This is a genomic window from Actinomyces sp. zg-332, from assembly GCF_011751945.2.
Classification (GTDB): domain Bacteria; phylum Actinomycetota; class Actinomycetes; order Actinomycetales; family Actinomycetaceae; genus ZJ293.
Genome location: NZ_CP064951.1, coordinates 666656 through 682667 on the forward strand (window position 1 = coordinate 666656; position 16012 = coordinate 682667).

General features: G+C 34.3%; 11 protein-coding genes. 6 read left to right on the forward strand and 5 right to left on the reverse strand.

The window, feature by feature from the left end; genetic code table 11:
* Positions 1 to 27 precede the first annotated feature (27 nt).
* Both uvrA and uvrC read left to right on the forward strand, forming a co-directional pair.
* Positions 28 to 2862: an excinuclease ABC subunit UvrA gene (gene uvrA / locus HCQ94_RS02690; RefSeq protein ID WP_166981621.1), complete on the forward strand. Its 2835-nt coding sequence runs from the start codon at positions 28 to 30 to the stop codon at positions 2860 to 2862.
* A gap of 50 nt (positions 2863 to 2912) precedes the next feature.
* Positions 2913 to 4865, forward strand: coding sequence for an excinuclease ABC subunit UvrC (gene uvrC, locus HCQ94_RS02695; RefSeq protein ID WP_166981624.1), 1953 nt, complete (start codon positions 2913 to 2915; stop codon positions 4863 to 4865).
* An 8-nt stretch (positions 4866 to 4873) separates the two neighbouring features.
* Here the strand turns inward: uvrC and HCQ94_RS02700 are convergent, their stop codons facing one another.
* The 5 genes from HCQ94_RS02700 to HCQ94_RS02720 are packed head-to-tail and all read right to left on the reverse strand — an operon-like array spanning position 4874 to position 10040.
* Entirely contained in the window at positions 4874 to 6154 is a 1281-nt protein-coding gene (locus HCQ94_RS02700; protein WP_166981627.1) for a DUF58 domain-containing protein, read from the reverse strand.
* Positions 6154 to 7134: an AAA family ATPase gene (locus tag HCQ94_RS02705; RefSeq protein WP_166977402.1), complete on the reverse strand. Its 981-nt coding sequence runs from the start codon at positions 7132 to 7134 to the stop codon at positions 6154 to 6156. Before HCQ94_RS02705 ends, HCQ94_RS02700 begins: the two co-directional genes overlap by 1 nt.
* Entirely contained in the window at positions 7121 to 8272 is a 1152-nt protein-coding gene (locus HCQ94_RS02710) for a hypothetical protein (RefSeq protein WP_166977404.1), read from the reverse strand. Before HCQ94_RS02710 ends, HCQ94_RS02705 begins: the two co-directional genes overlap by 14 nt.
* Positions 8272 to 8940 carry a DUF4129 domain-containing protein gene (locus HCQ94_RS02715; RefSeq protein WP_166977406.1) on the reverse strand — a complete coding sequence of 223 codons (669 nt, stop codon included), beginning with the start codon at positions 8938 to 8940 and terminating at the stop codon, positions 8272 to 8274. Before HCQ94_RS02715 ends, HCQ94_RS02710 begins: the two co-directional genes overlap by 1 nt.
* Positions 8937 to 10040: a hypothetical protein gene (locus tag HCQ94_RS02720; protein ID WP_166977408.1), complete on the reverse strand. Its 1104-nt coding sequence runs from the start codon at positions 10038 to 10040 to the stop codon at positions 8937 to 8939. The genes HCQ94_RS02715 and HCQ94_RS02720 overlap by 4 nt, the downstream gene beginning before the upstream one ends.
* Before the next feature lie 213 nt (positions 10041 to 10253).
* Between HCQ94_RS02720 and mtrA the strand changes: the two genes are divergently transcribed.
* The 4 genes from mtrA to secA all read left to right on the forward strand — a co-directional run bounded on the left by mtrA (position 10254) and on the right by secA (position 15675).
* Positions 10254 to 10931, forward strand: coding sequence for an MtrAB system response regulator MtrA (gene mtrA, locus HCQ94_RS02725; RefSeq protein WP_166977410.1), 678 nt, complete (start codon positions 10254 to 10256; stop codon positions 10929 to 10931).
* Between the two features lie 331 nt (positions 10932 to 11262).
* On the forward strand, positions 11263 to 11997 hold the full coding sequence (locus tag HCQ94_RS02730) for a phosphoribosyltransferase (protein ID WP_166981630.1): 735 nt from the start codon (positions 11263 to 11265) through the stop codon (positions 11995 to 11997).
* 156 nt (positions 11998 to 12153) lie between these two features.
* Positions 12154 to 12795, forward strand: coding sequence for a ribosome hibernation-promoting factor, HPF/YfiA family (gene hpf, locus HCQ94_RS02735; RefSeq protein ID WP_166977414.1), 642 nt, complete (start codon positions 12154 to 12156; stop codon positions 12793 to 12795).
* Between the two features lie 126 nt (positions 12796 to 12921).
* Positions 12922 to 15675, forward strand: a complete 2754-nt coding sequence (gene secA / locus HCQ94_RS02740) for a preprotein translocase subunit SecA (RefSeq protein WP_166977416.1) — start codon at positions 12922 to 12924, stop codon at positions 15673 to 15675.
* Positions 15676 to 16012 lie beyond the last annotated feature (337 nt).

Consider the following 16012-nt stretch of genomic DNA (forward strand, 5'->3'; position numbering starts at 1 on the left):
ACTGGTACCTACTAGTAAAAAGAAAATATGAGAGAAGAACTTATAGTAAAAGGTGCTAGAGAGCACAATCTAAAAAGTGTAGACATTAGTTTACCTAGAGAAAAATTTATTGTATTTACTGGATTATCAGGTTCAGGTAAATCGTCACTAGCATTTGACACAATATTTGCTGAAGGACAGAGAAGATACGTTGAATCTTTGTCTTCTTATGCACGTCAATTTTTAGGGCAAATGGATAAACCTGACGTGGATTTTATTGAAGGTCTATCTCCTGCAGTATCCATTGATCAGAAATCTACTTCTAAAAACCCTAGGTCAACTGTAGGAACTATAACAGAAATATATGACTATTTACGTTTACTATATGCTCGCGCAGGTAGCGCGTATTGTCCTATATGTGATGAAGAAGTTGTTGAACAGACAACTCAGCAAATTGTTGACAAAGTACTAGAACATCCACTTGGCACAAAACTTCAAGTTTTAGCTCCAGTTATTCGTGGACGCAAAGGGGAGTACATCGAGCTGTTTTCTCAGTTACTTACACAAGGATTTTCACGTGTAATGGTTGATGGACACCAATATAAGCTGGATAGTGTTCCGCCTTTAGAGAAAAAAGTCAAACATAACATTGAAGTAATTGTTGACAGAATAGTTCTAAAAGATAACTCCAAGACTCGTCTGACTGATTCAGTCGAAAGCTCTTTAAAACTTGCTGATGGTAGAGTAATAATAGATTACATTCAAGGTGAGACAAGCACTCAAACTCGTTTTTCTATACATAGAGCATGTCCAAATGAGCATGAACTAACTCTAGATGAAATAGAGCCAAGGACGTTTTCTTTCAATGCTCCACAAGGTGCTTGCTCTACTTGTTTGGGAATAGGAACTTATTTAGAAGTTGACCCTGAGTTAATACTGGGTGAGAGAACTTTGACTTTGCGTGAAAATGTAATTGGAATATGGGCAGGAAATGCTGATTATTTCCACAAACAACTAGCCTCTTTAGGAATAGAACATGGCTTCGATATTGACACGCCATGGAATGAGCTTTCAAAAGAAGCTAAAGAAATTATTTTGTATGGAAAAGACTATAAAGTAGAAGTTGAATACAGAAATAGATGGGGTAGACTACGTCAATATACTTCAGGTTTTGAAGGAGCTGTACAGTATTTAAAACGTAAGTATGCCGAAACTGAATCTGACATAATGCGTCAAAAATATGAAGCATATATGCGTGAAATTCCTTGTAAAGGCTGTAACGGTGCAAGACTGAAAAAAGAAGTTTTATCTGTAAAAATTGGTGGACTAAATATCGCACAATTCTGTGATCTGCCGATTAGTGAAGCTAAAGAATTTTTAGATAATCTAAGCTTGGATTCAAAGAGAGCCATTATAGCTAAAAGTGTGCTTGTTGAAATATTGGCACGCTTAAAATTCTTAGTAGATGTTGGTTTGACGTATTTAACTCTGTCACGTTCAGCTAAAACCCTCTCAGGTGGAGAAGCACAACGCATCCGCTTAGCTACACAAATAGGTTCAGGGCTTGTGGGAGTTTTATATGTACTAGACGAGCCTTCAATTGGTCTACATCAAAAAGATAACCAAAAACTTATTGAAGCATTAGTTGGGTTAAAAAATCTTGGTAATACACTTATTGTGGTTGAACATGATGAAGACACAATGAAAGCAGCTGATTGGATTGTAGATATAGGTCCAGGTGCTGGAGAATATGGCGGTAATATAATTCACAGCGGTACTTACGAAGAGCTGCTCAAAAATACAGACTCAATTACTGCTGACTACTTATCAGGACGTAAAGAAATCGCTATTCCATCTAAGCGTAGAAAAGTTGATATTGCTAACTCGGTTACTGTAGAAGGTGCCAAAGAAAATAACTTAAAGAATGTTAAAGCAACTATTCCTCTTGGAGTATTCACTGCTGTAACAGGGGTTAGCGGATCAGGTAAATCAACTTTAATAAACGGTATTTTATATCAAGCTCTGGTGAAAAAGTTGCATGGTGCTAGAACAGTGCCTGGAGCTCATAAAAAAGTTACTGGTATAGAAAATCTGGATAAAGTTGTGCACGTTGATCAATCTCCAATTGGACGTACCCCACGATCTAACCCAGCAACTTATACAGGTGTTTGGGATAATATTCGTAAGCTATTTGCACAAACTCCAGAAGCAAAAATGAGAGGGTATGGACCAGGTCGTTTTTCTTTCAACGTTGCTGGTGGACGCTGTGAGGCATGTAAGGGCGACGGAACTCTAAAAATTGAAATGAACTTTTTACCTGATGTATATGTGCCATGTGAACAATGTCATGGAGCTAGATACAATAGGGAAACCTTAGAAATAAGGTACAAAGGAAAAAATGTAGCTGATGTTTTAGATATGCCTATCAGCGCAGCTGTAGAATTTTTTGAACACATCCCTAGTATTGCTCGTCACCTAAGGACACTTACAGATGTAGGTCTGGGATACATAAGATTAGGGCAAAGTGCACCAACTCTATCAGGTGGTGAGGCACAAAGAGTAAAGCTTGCCTCTGAGCTACAAAAACGCTCTAATGGTAGAACAATTTACGTACTAGACGAACCTACTACTGGTCTACACATTGAAGATATCAACAAACTTTTAGTTGTATTGAATGGGCTGGTTGATAAGGGCAATACTGTGGTAGTAATTGAACATAACCTAGATGTTATTAAGTGTGCTGACTGGATAATAGATATGGGACCAGAAGGTGGAAGCCAAGGAGGTAAGATTGTCGCTAGCGGAGCACCAGAGAAAGTCGCCAAAACTAAAGGGTCATATACTGGAATGTTCTTGAAAGATATTTTAGCTAAGAAAAAATAAGTTTTTTGGTTAAAATATGAATAAATAATTTATTTCAAACGGTGAGGAAAATGAGCCAGCTTAGTTATAAACCTAAAACTAGTCAAATTCCAACTGACGCTGGCGTATACCGTTTTTTTGATAAAAATGGTGAAATTATATACGTAGGCAAAGCTAAAAGTTTACGTAATCGCCTCACTGATTATTTTCAAGATTTATCTAAACTTACTCCTAAAACTAGGGTAATGGTTACAACTGCTGTTCATGTAGACTGGACAGTGGTACAAAGTGAAATAGAAGCTTTAACTCTAGAGTACGCATGGATAAAAGAATATCAGCCACGTTTTAATATTATGTATCGTGATGATAAATCTTATCCTTATCTAGCTGTGACTATGAATGAAGAATTCCCTAGAGTAATGATAACCAGAGATGCTCATAAAAACGGAGTGAAATATTTTGGTCCGTATTCTAAAGTATGGGCTATACGTGAAACAATGGACAATTTATGCAAAGTATTTAAAACTAGGACTTGCTCTAATGCTGTTTTTAATAGTTCTAAATTGCGTAATCGTCCTTGTTTACTAGGGGATATAGGTAAATGTTCTGCACCGTGTGTGGGACGTATAAGTAAAGATAATTACTATAATGATGCTAAGAATTTGTGTTCTTTTGTATCAGGCAAAACAGGTAATTATTTTACTGAACGTAAAAAGGTAATGACTGAAGCAGCCAGTGAACTAAACTTTGAGAAAGCAGCCAGAATACGTGATGAAATCATTGCTCTTGAAAAAGTCTTAGAGAAAAATACTATTGTTTTATCAGATGAAACAGATGCTGATGTTTTTGCTATGAAATGTGATGAACTCACAGCTTCTATAGTGTTGTTTCACGTTCGTGCTGGCCGTATTCGAGCTACTAAGACTTGGATTGGTGAGCGTCTTGATGACAGTAATGAACATGAGCTATTATCAATGTTTTTAATTAATACTTACAGTGAGTATAACGAAAACGAAATTTCTAGATTACAGTCTACAAGTGTTGATGATAAAAATCATTACGGTATAGAAATTATTCCTAAAGAAATCTTAGTTTCTCATGAGTTAGAAGATAGTGCTTTGATAGAGTACTTATCTAATTTACGCAAAGCTAAAATACAAGTGCGTGTACCTGTACGCGGTGATAAGGCTACTTTGATGGACACTGCAATTAAAAATGCTTCACATACACTTGAAAGAGAAAAACTTAAACGATTAAATGACATAACTACGCGCTCTGTTGTATTAGAGCAGATGAGAGATATCTTTGAGATGGATACAGTGCCTTTGCGTATAGAATGCTATGATTCTTCACATATACAAGGTACAAACCATGTGGCTTCCATGGTAGTTTTTGAAGATGGGCTACCTAAGAAAAAAGATTATCGCTCTTATAGTATTTCTCTACAAGAAGACGGCAGTCTTAAAGATGACACTGCAGCTTTATATGAAGTGTTGTCTAGACGCTTTGCTAGATTACTAGAAGAAGAATCATCACCTATCGCCAGTATAGATGATAACGGTGTGAAAACTGTTAGAAGATTTTCTTATCGTCCAGACTTACTGGTAATAGATGGTGGATTGCCTCAAGTAAATACTGCTAAAAAAGTTCTTGATAACTTTGGTTTAGATATTCCAGTTATAGGTTTGGCTAAACGTCTAGAAGAAATATACTTTCCAAATGAAGATTTTCCTTTAATTCTTCCTCGCCGTAGTCAAATTCTTTATATGCTTCAGTATATACGTGACGAATCACATCGTTTTGCTATCACTCTGCACCGTAAAAAACGTACAAAAACAATGTTTTCTTCTGTACTAGACAACATAGATGGGGTAGGTAAAACTAGGAAAAAAGCTTTACTACAACATTTTGGTAGTATTTCAGCCATACGTAAAGCAAGTGTTAAAGAAATTGCTTCCGTAAAAGGTATTAGCGAGCAACTAGCTGAAAATATCTATTCTGTTTTGAAATCTCAGGATAAATAATAAAGGGTTTATATTAGACCTTTAGCCTTTATTTCTAAGTATTTATCGCAAACTTTTCCAGGTAAGGTTTCGCTATCTGCTTCAACTATATATATTTTATTCATCTGGAATTTTCGTTTTATTTCATTGCGTATTAGCTGGTTACTAGCAACAGCGGCTTTTTCATAAATATCAGATGTATTGTTAAGTAACTTAGATTCATCTATATAACAAGATGCAATAATTATAGAATTGCCTTTATTTAACATTAATGCGGTTTCTAATAGTCTATTAGTGTAAACAGTTTGATCTACAGGAGTTATAAATATTATTATTCCGCTGTTTTTCATTTTGGATTTTATAGTAGGTATGTGTTTGCTCCAAGTTACTTCTTTAAACTGTGCAAATACATCTGCAAACATATGTGCAATGTCTGAAATAATGTTTTGGCTATCATTTGGTACGTAGCTTTTATGGATTTGAGAGCTGACTAATAGAATTTCAACTTTGTCATGTGCATGATTAATTAGTGCTGATAAAAGCATACAAGTTTCGATATGAGAATCTAATCGTGGTTTATTGTTAGTTCGAATAGCGCTTAACCTAGAAACATCTACTACTATTAATACTTTTCTATACTGTTCTGGGTGCCAAGACTTTACAATTAAACTCTGTGTTTTAGCACTTGCACGCCAATCTATATCTCGTATATCGTCGCCTATGACATATTTCCTCATGCTGTCAAATTCTGAGCCTTTACCACGTAAATATGTAGCTGAAGTACCCTCAATATCTCTTAACTTTCTAAGCTTTGAAGGAAGCTGTTTGCGACTTTTAAATTCAGGTAGTATTGTTATTTTTGCTGGAGCATCGTAATTCGTTTGCTTTGCTATTAGTTTTAGTTTTCCAAAGAATCGGATTGTTACTTTTGCAGGACTTTTAGTTCCACGTCTGGTAGGGGTTAGAATAAAAGTTAAAACGGTTGTTTTTTCGGGTTCTATAATTGTGTTTTTTCGATCATTTTCACACCCTGCACTAGGTGACCAAGTATCACGCACTAATGCGAATATTTTAGTTTTAGTTGGATTTAGTATTCTAACCTCGCATATAAAACTTTCACCATTTCTAATACTGGAGGGAACGTGTCTAGTTACACTTATTTTTTTTGAAGAATACAAAGTGAAATAGTCAATTACGCATAATAATAAAACGCATAAAGTCCATATTGTTACAAAGTAATATGACTGAGTTATTATTGCGGGAATTATTCCTAATAGTATTAGTATTGCAGATCGAGGTGTTAGTATCATTATCTTGGTACCGTTATATTTTGGATAATTGATTGTATTACAGTGCTTGGCAAAACTCCTTCTATTTCTGCTTCAGAATGTAGTTTTATTCTGTGAGTTAGGGTAGGTTTAGCCATTATTTTTATGTCATCTGGAGTTACATAGTTTCTACCATTTAGCCAAGCCCAAGCTTTAGAGGCTTTTAATAATGTTATTGATCCACGAGGAGAAGCACCTAGTAAAATATTAGGGTTATTGCGTGTAGCTTGTATTATATCAACTATGTATCCTAGTAAATCAACACTTATTTTTACTGTTGACATTTGTGCTTTTGCTTCAGAAATCATATCTGCGTCAGCCAGTTTTAAAACCGCATTGAAGCTCTCACCATTTATAGATTTGTCTTGTTTAGATAATATTTCAAGCTCATCTTTTTTATTTGGTAATTGCATAGTGATTTTCATGGCAAAACGGTCAAGCTGTGCTTCAGGTAGCGCATATGTACCTTCATACTCTATTGGGTTTTGAGTAGCTATTACCATAAATGGTTTTGGAAGAGGAAGAGATTGTCCATTTACGCTCACTTGTCGTTCTTCCATTGCTTCAAGCAAAGCAGATTGTGTTTTTGCTGGTGTACGGTTTATTTCATCAGCTAAAACTATATTTGTAAAAATTGGTCCATGCTTTAAAACGAAGTCTTTTTCATTATCGTCATATAGTAAAGAGCCAGTTATGTCTGATGGCATTAAGTCGGGAGTAAATTGTATACGTTTAAAACTTAGGTTAAGAGTTTGAGCAAGTGTTTTAGCTAGCAAAGTTTTACCCACACCTGGTACGCCCTCGAGTAAAATATGTCCATCTATTAGTAGACCGATAACTAGACCAGTAAGAGCTGAATCTTGTCCAACAACTGTCTTTGATATTTGTGTGCGTATCTCTGAAAGTTGCTTACGTACATCAGTGTTTTGTTCTTGGGAGTTGTCTATATTATTGTTTTCCATCTTTTACCCTTTTTTCAATTGACTCTAAGTTTAATGATAGTATATTTAGTTCTTCATTTGATCTTATTGGCTGAGTGAAAAATATTTTTTCAAGATCTGTAATACTACTTCCGGTTTTCTTCGCCAAAGCATTTGTAAACTCTTCTAAAGAGGAACGTTCATTTATTATTAGTAGCTTCGATAATTTTTTCTTGTAGTATCTACGTAATATATTGGCTGTGTACTCTTGGTCGTTGCTCTTACGATACAAATTAGCTTTAGAGAAAATAATATCTTCGTGTTTTACAATTACTGGTAAATCTTCTTCAACAACTTTGCCTAAACGTATAGATTTACCTGATAAGTAAAATAATGTTGCTATGGCTAACAATATTACTAGTTGATATGTACCTGGAGGTAGTAGAGCATTAACACCTGTTTGTTTTTCCTCTGGTGAAGAAAAGTCTTCCAGATATGGTAAATACCAATATACAGTTTTGTATTTATTCAAGATATTCAAAGCAAGAGCAGCATTGCCTTCTTTAGTGATTTGTCCGTTTGTAAAAATCGAACCATCTGATATATAAGTAAGCGTATTATTGGCATTTTTCTTTTGAATTAAAGCGTAACTTGTTCCTTCTTTTCCCTTAATAGGAAAACAAACTGCAAGGTTAGTATTACTTACACTATCTGAAGAGTTTTTAGGTAGTAGACTGAATAAAGAGTGGGATATTTTAGTTTTATAGTTCAAGAAATCTAAAGTACAATCTGATGTGATTGGCTTAGTGCTGGAAGAGAAAGTTGTTTGAATATTGCTTAAATTTGCATTAGCAGTATTTATAAAAATAATGTCTTTTACTTTGTTATTTTCTATTGTTTTTAACTTTTTATCAGGTATCATATGTGGATTTAAAACAACTATTGCTGAATCTTCTTTAGATGATATATTTTTTATATTGGATACTCTGTTTATAGTTTTTATATATGTGCTTTTTTCTCGCAAAACTTCAGATAGTGCCATAGTCCCATTTTTACCTGGATTATCTATAGCATACGGTGTTGAAGACTTAGTATTATTGAAAATCATAGAAACGATAAATGCTATTATTAGTAACAAAGCAATTAGTATATATACATTTTTATCTTTTGAAGTTTTCATTAATGTATACCTCCATAGCCGAACCCTTCATAGGATTTTTCATATAGAGGATTTTTTTCCATAATGTCATTTAATAAATCATTTATAAAAATGTATTCTTCCCGATTTGCTAGTCTATTACCATACATAACTCTATTGAAAATTTGAGTTGCTTTATCTATGTTTTTAGCAAATTCAGGTTTTTCTGCTCCTATTTTTTCTGCTGCTTCATTTGGAGTCATATTTTTAGTGATAGTTAATACTTTTGACTCGTGAAGATACTTTATTATTGCCCTATATGTTTCTAAAACACCAATAGTGTAATCATTGTTATTTTTTACAGCATTTTTAGCTGAAAATATTAATTGTTGATAAGATCTATTATCTAGTAGGAACCCACCGCTTATTATCTTAGCTGGATAGTTTTTTCTAATCTTGTTAACCATATAAATAATGCCAGAAACTACTAAAACAAATAAGATTAACACGAGCCAATCAAGCAGACGTTGACTAGAGGTAGTGCTATTACCTAAAGAGAAACTAAAGAGTTGTCTTATATAGTCAATAATTATATCGAGTATATTCTTTTTCTCTTTATAAGTACTCTTAGATAGTTCCTGTTCTAATAGTTTCCTAGCATCATCGTCAGTAATGATGTCTTTAGGTACAAAAATACCTAAAATGTTCACATTTGTTCACTTTCGCTTTTACCAAGTGCTTCTCGAATATCTAAGTCTAAGGCTTCTTTTCTAATTCGTATATCAGTGTATATTAAGGAATAAATTATACCCCAAATTGGATATAACAAAGCCATGGTCATTGTGCTCAATATTTGTATTACAACGAAGAATATGTATGCATTAGACGAAAAAGCAGTAAGATAAAATATTATACCTGTAATGGCTGCAAGTGCCATATTGAGTACATATAGTAAAATTCCAGCAAGTATACTTATTCCTAATATTTTTAACAAAAAACCTTTGGAAAGAGTCCAAGATCTCTTTATAGCTTTTAGTATACCTATTTCTTCTAGTAACATTGCTTGTGTTGTAAGCCCCAACTTTAAGTATAAATAAAGTGAAAATATGACTATAAGCGGTGAACTTATAGCAACTACTGTAAAAATCATATCTAAATCGTAACTAAATAGCATAAAAGATATAAACGTAATTGTGATAATCCCAATAAAAACTACACTTAAAACTATGAGCGCAGATAGAATGTAAAGTATTACTATTTTATGCAGAGAACGTAACGTTTTTTTGAGATAGAATGCGGCAGGTTTCTTATCTCCCACTATCAAATCTGCGGTTACATATATTGCGGCACCCGTTATTATAGAAATACATAATAGAGTAATAAACGTTGCTATTAGTTGATTTCTGAACAATTCAAAAAGTGCAGATGTGGAGAGATTCTCTATAAGCGATGGGGTTGTAAGAAGACTTTCGTCAGCGGAGAATATAAATTGTATAATTCCAGCTATAACCGCAAATACTAAAGCAGATAAGAAATACGCTCTAGGGTTTTTCTTCAAAGCTTTAAAAGCACCATCTATTATATCTGATACGGAAAGTGGCTTTAGAGGAATAATTCCGTTTTCTATTTCAATAATAGAGTTAATTTCAGGTTTTGTAGGCGTTATATTGTATTGATTTAACTGGTTGTAAATTTTTTCTTTTTCTTCAGGTGAAGCCACACGACCATATTTTGGTTCAGGCTCTGGTTCTGTAGCAGGATTTTTTACTTGCGAATCATCCCAAACCCATTCGTTATTTTCATTGTTCATATGGTTATTCCTAAACTTAAAAGTATCTTAAATAGGGCATATAAAGTTAAAAAATAAATTTTAGCTTTGTCGCATATATTCAATATATTACCATTAATGGTTCGAAAACTTGCCATTTGAATATAACAATTAGTTTTAAAATATAAACACTGGTACACTGACACACGATACAAATGCAGTATCACTCTTTAATGCGGATCCTGAGGAAAAAATATGACTCATATACTTCTTATTGAGAGTGACGAAACATTGACTGAAATGTTCAGTGCGTTACTTGAATCCGTTGGATACACCACAACACTTTGTAACGATGGCGTTACAGCTATGTCTGTTTTTAATAGTACAAATCCAGACTTAGTCATTTTAGACGTTTCATTACCAGGGTTAAGTGGTTTGCAGATCTGTAAAAAGATCAGACTTATTAGTGACATTCCTATCATAATTGTCAGCGCTAAATGCAGTACTGATGATATTGTTACTGGACTTGAGGCAGGTGCTGATGACTATGTTATCAAACCTTTCAAGACTAAAGAATTGCTCGCTCGAATAAAAACTCGTTTGCGTACTTCTGATACGGTTGAAGAATCAATTATGTATGTTGCTAATATGGAAATTGATACGGTTGCTCATCAAGTTAAGAAACATGGTGAAATTATACAGCTAACTCCTCTAGAGTTTTTATTATTTTCTACACTTGCTTCTAAACCAGGTAAAGTTTTTACTCGTGAAGAATTACTTGAGATTGTTTGGGGATATAAGCATGTTGCAGATACAAGGTTAGTTAATGTTCACGTTCAAAGATTACGTTCAAAGATTGAAGATGACCCAGAAAATCCTAAGACTATTGTGACAATAAGAGGAATTGGGTATAGATGTGAGACTAGAAAATAATGTGTATAGACATATATAAGGTTGCTTTTTAAAAAGCAACCTTTTGTTATTTAAAGCTCTTTTATCATTAGGTTATAGTTTTATCGTTTCTAGAAAAATAGACGTATTCATCTTTATATAATTAATTACGGGAGAAGTAGTTAAGTTTTCCACAAAATTTATAATTCTTTAATTTATCTTATACTTTTAGAATTACTATGAATATATCTAAAGGAGGTGTAATGCATTTTATAGGTAAAAAGATACATTTTGCTAGGGAAATGGCAAAAGATTTTAGTCATACACTTTTTCTGACCTCGTGTTGTATATGTTCTAAAGAAGGAAATGCTATTTGCTCGACTTGTATGAGTCAAATATACGAGTCAGATTTTTTATTACCTATTTGCCTGAACAAGAATATGGGTTTAAAGCTTATAATCTAGCTCTTAGCAGTTATACCGATTTCTGGAGACAAATTATCCTTATTTTAAAACACAGCAAAATTTACAGTTATGATAATTTGATTCAAGTATTAGCAGAAGTTATATTCACTAATTTGTTAAAAATTGAAAATAAAAATATTTTATCATTTAGAAAAGGAAAAGTTATTTTAAGCTATATACCTTCAAGTTGGGGTAGACGTATTAAAGGTAGAAATAATAACTATTTTCTAGCTAAACAACTTTTACTTATGCTTAGAAAAGAAAGTGTTGATGTAGCTTTATCAAAGCTCATTGAGTTCAAATTTTTTACCCTATCTCAATCTGGGAAATCAGATGCACAAAGAAAAGAAAATCGTGAAAACTCTATGATTGTTTTAGAAGAAAACTTTCCTTTTCATAATTTGAATATATCGACTGATAAAGATACCAAAGCTCACTTTCTAGAAAAAATGGTATTTGCAGAAGAAAAAAGAGAACCTAGTTTTTCTGTACTGGAAGGCAAAACTTTTATTTTTATCGAAGATGTTATAACTACTGGAGCTACTACTAATGCTTTATTGAAAGAAATTGGTAAACATATAACTTGTAAAGATACAGTTTTAATTGTAAGCATTGCTAATGTAAATATTCAGTCACAAATGTGAATCATGGCACAGTGTTTTCACCTATGGCATAAATTATGGATAGTCTATATGAAAGATAGTATTATTGAAGTGTCAGTATATTTGCTGCACTTGTCCTTAAGGAGGTGGTAGTGAAAACGCTATCTTATCATTCTACTTATATTTTAGGAGGACAAAATGAAGGTTACTATTGTAGGTCGTCACAGTAATATTGATAATAAATTACGTGAATATATCGAAGAAAAAGTATCAAAAGTTGAACAACTTTATCCTAGAGCAGACTCTGTGAATGTTGAAGTAACTCATGAAAATAACCCGAGACGTGTAAATACTTCTGAAAAAGTTGAATTCACGGTATTAGGGAAAGGTCCAATTATTCGTGCTGAGGCAACTTCTTTTGATAAATATGCTGCTGTAGATATAGCTATCGGCAAGCTATTTGAACGTTTGCGCCGTATGCGTGATAAAGCTAAAGATCACCGCCGTTATGAAAGTGTATCTTTCAATATTCAGGGTATTGTTGATGAAATTAAAATACCGGAAAAAGAAAAAGCTGAGGAAAAAACTGTAAAAACACCAGCTGATTTGAAACCTGGTGAATATATTGAAGAACAAGTAGGGGATTCGCCAGTTACTATACGCCAAAAGGTATATGAAGCATCACAAATGACAGTTGATGAGGCATTAGACCAGATGGAATTAGTCGGACATCCATTTTTCTTGTTTATTGATAAGGAAACTAAACAGCCATGTGCGGTTTACCATCGACATGGTTGGACTTATGGTGTAATTCGCTTAGATACAACTGTAGTAGAATAAATATTTGTAAATAGGGTTGCTTTCCTAAAATGATTAGAAAGCAACCCTTATTCGTTCTTATTAATAACATTTTTATTGTAGAATTAGTTAGATAATTTTATTTTTTACATATAGTAGGAGTTCTGCGTGTCAATAGTAGATAAAATTCTTCGTATTGGTGAAGGCCGTCAACTAAGAAGACTAGAAGCAATAGCTAAAAAGGTTGATGCAATAGAAGAAAAATTCGTAGCCATGACTGATGAAGAGCTTAAAGGACAAACACAGCTTTTCAAAGATCGTTTGGCAAATGGTGAAACTCTTGACGACTTACTAGTTGAGGCATTTGCGACTGTACGTGAAGCATCACGTAGAACCCTAGGCATGCGTCATTTCCCAGTGCAGATAATGGGTGGAGCAGCCCTACACTGGGGAAATATTGCTGAAATGAAAACTGGTGAAGGTAAAACACTTGTAGCTACTTTGCCTTCATACTTACGTGCATTAACTGGAAAAGGTGTTCACGTTGTCACAGTAAACGATTATTTGGCTTCTTACCAGTCAGAGCTTATGGGACGTGTCTACCGTTTCTTAGGTATGACAACAGGCTGTATTTTAAACTCAATGACTCCTAAAGAACGTAGAGAAGAATATAACTGTGACATTACTTACGGAACCAACAACGAATTTGGTTTTGATTATCTACGTGACAATATGGCAGAACTACCAGAAGAAATGGTACAAAGAGGTCATAATTATGTGATTGTGGACGAGGTTGACTCAATTCTTATTGACGAAGCTCGTACTCCACTGATTATTTCTGGTCCTTCTACTGAGGATGTAAATAAATGGTACGCGGAGTTTGCAACTATTGCTAATAAACTTACTGTTGAACAAGACTATGAAGTTGATGAGAAAAAGAAAACAGTGGGTATCCTTGAAAGTGGTATAGAAAAAGTAGAAGACTACTTAGGAATAGATAACTTATATGAAGCTGAAAATACTCCGCTAATTGGTTTCTTGAATAACGCTATTAAGGCTAAAGAAATTTTCAAACGAGACATTGACTATATTGTTTCTAAAGACAACGAAATTCTAATTGTTGATGAGCATACTGGACGTGTTCTTCCCGGACGCCGTTATAGTGAGGGTATGCATCAGGCAATTGAAGCTAAAGAAAAAGTTAAAATTAATTCTGAGAACCAAACTCTAGCTACAATCACTTTGCAAAACTACTTCAGATTGTATCCAGAGGGTTCACGAGCAGGTATGACTGGTACTGCTGAAACTGAAGCAGCAGAATTCGCTTCAACCTACAAAATTGGTGTTATTCCTATTCCATCAAATAGACCGATGATTAGGAAAGACAATGACGATGTTGTCTACGTTACTGAAATAAGGAAACTACGTGCCATCGTGCAAGATATTGTTGAGCGACATGAAAAAGGCCAGCCTGTTCTAGTTGGTACTACTTCTGTTGAAAAATCCGAATTACTTTCTTCACTACTGAAGGAAGTTAGGGTTCCTCACGAAGTTCTAAACGCTAAGCAACACGAACGTGAAGCTGGTGTTATTGCTATGGCTGGACGCAAGGGTGCAGTAACCGTTGCTACTAATATGGCTGGTCGTGGTACTGACATTATGCTTGGTGGTAATGCTGAATTCATTGCTATTGCTAACATGAAAGCTAAAGGATATGACGTAAACGTTGATCCAGAAAGCTATGAAAAGGCTTGGCCAGAAGTGTTACAAGAAGCAAAGGAAGCAGTATCTGCTGAACATGATGAGGTAGTTAAACTGGGTGGTCTGTACGTGCTAGGTACTGAACGACACGAGTCTCGTCGTATAGATAACCAGTTGCGAGGTCGTTCCGGACGTCAAGGTGACCCAGGTGAATCTCGTTTCTATCTTTCAATGGAAGATGACTTGATGCGTTTGTTTAATAACTCATTAGCACAACGTATCATGAATTCTTCAGGATTTGATCAAGATACACCTTTGGAATATAAGATTGTTACAAGAGGTATTGCTTCAGCGCAGCGACAAGTTGAATCACGTAACTTTGAGATTCGTAAGAACGTTTTGAAGTACGATGACATTATGACTGAACAGCGTGAAAAAGTTTATAGTCAGCGCCGTAGAGTTCTTGAAGGTGAAGATTTACGTGAACAGATTGTATTTTTCGCTCAGTCTCTAATCTCTAATGTTGTTAATTTATACTGTTCAGCACCAAGTAAGTCTGATTGGGATTTAACATCTCTATGGTCAACTTTGCGTGAATTTTATCCTGTTTCAATCACTATTGAAGATTTCGTTGAAGAAACTGGCTCTGTTGAACTTATTACTCAAGCAATGCTTATAGAAGAATTGACAGAAGATATAAAGGTTGCTTACGAAAAAGCTGAACAAGATTTGTCTGAAAACGCTGTTGCTATTTCTCAGTTAGGTGAAGATCCAATGCGTCAGCTAGAGCGTAGAGTTTTGCTAGCAACTGTTGACCGTATGTGGCGTGAACATTTGTATGAGATGGATTATTTGAAAGAGGGTATAGGCCTTAGAGCTATGGCTCAGCGTGATCCATTAGTAGAATATGCTAATGAGGGTGCGCAAATGTTTGCTACCATGATGGAACGTATTCGTGAGGAAACCGTAACACATATATTTGGTTACTATGGTCACTTTACTCGTGTATATAATGAACTCGTAGAAAGTGGTGCAATTGAAAAGGTAGAAGAGCAGTCTGAATCTGTGATGGGTGATGTAGGTCAAGCAAAGACCACTGATAACTTGCAATATCATGCTCCTGATGAATCTGGTCAAGCTACTTCCTCGGATGATTCTAAGCCTAAAGAACAAGGTAATAGGCAAGAACGCCGTGCAGCTAAGAAAAAGAAGAAAAAGTAAATCTAACTTTTAGATAAGAGGAAGTAGGGAAGTTCTCTGCTTCCTCTTATTTTTTAACACAAATTAAGCTACTATATACCGGATTAATATACTGATTTTATTGCTCTTATTAGTTGCATTTATAAAAATATTCATTAGCTATGATTATGGTAAGAATCACAAAAATATTTTGAACCTATACTAAGAATTTAAAAGCGCAAAAGTAAATCTAACAGGGTAGGAATTATAGCTATATTTACCTATGGATAAGTACAGTGAGTGAATATAAGTCGACAGTAAAAAGATAAGATAAGTTTTAAATATTGAATATAGCAAGCAATGTTAAAACAGGTAAAGT

What these genes read in the sequence shown, in the direction of transcription:
- uvrC (WP_166981624.1), top strand. Translation starts at nt 2,913, where the DNA reads ATGAGCCAGCTTAGTTATAAACCTAAAACTAGTCAAATTCCAACTGAC.
- HCQ94_RS02705 (WP_166977402.1), bottom strand. Translation starts at nt 7,134, where the DNA reads ATGGAAAACAATAATATAGACAACTCCCAAGAACAAAACACTGATGTA.
- HCQ94_RS02720 (WP_166977408.1), bottom strand. Translation starts at nt 10,040, where the DNA reads ATGAACAATGAAAATAACGAATGGGTTTGGGATGATTCGCAAGTAAAA.
- HCQ94_RS02700 (WP_166981627.1), bottom strand. Translation starts at nt 6,154, where the DNA reads ATGATACTAACACCTCGATCTGCAATACTAATACTATTAGGAATAATT.
- hpf (WP_166977414.1), top strand. Translation starts at nt 12,154, where the DNA reads ATGAAGGTTACTATTGTAGGTCGTCACAGTAATATTGATAATAAATTA.
- uvrA (WP_166981621.1), top strand. Translation starts at nt 28, where the DNA reads ATGAGAGAAGAACTTATAGTAAAAGGTGCTAGAGAGCACAATCTAAAA.
- HCQ94_RS02710 (WP_166977404.1), bottom strand. Translation starts at nt 8,272, where the DNA reads ATGAAAACTTCAAAAGATAAAAATGTATATATACTAATTGCTTTGTTA.
- mtrA (WP_166977410.1), top strand. Translation starts at nt 10,254, where the DNA reads ATGACTCATATACTTCTTATTGAGAGTGACGAAACATTGACTGAAATG.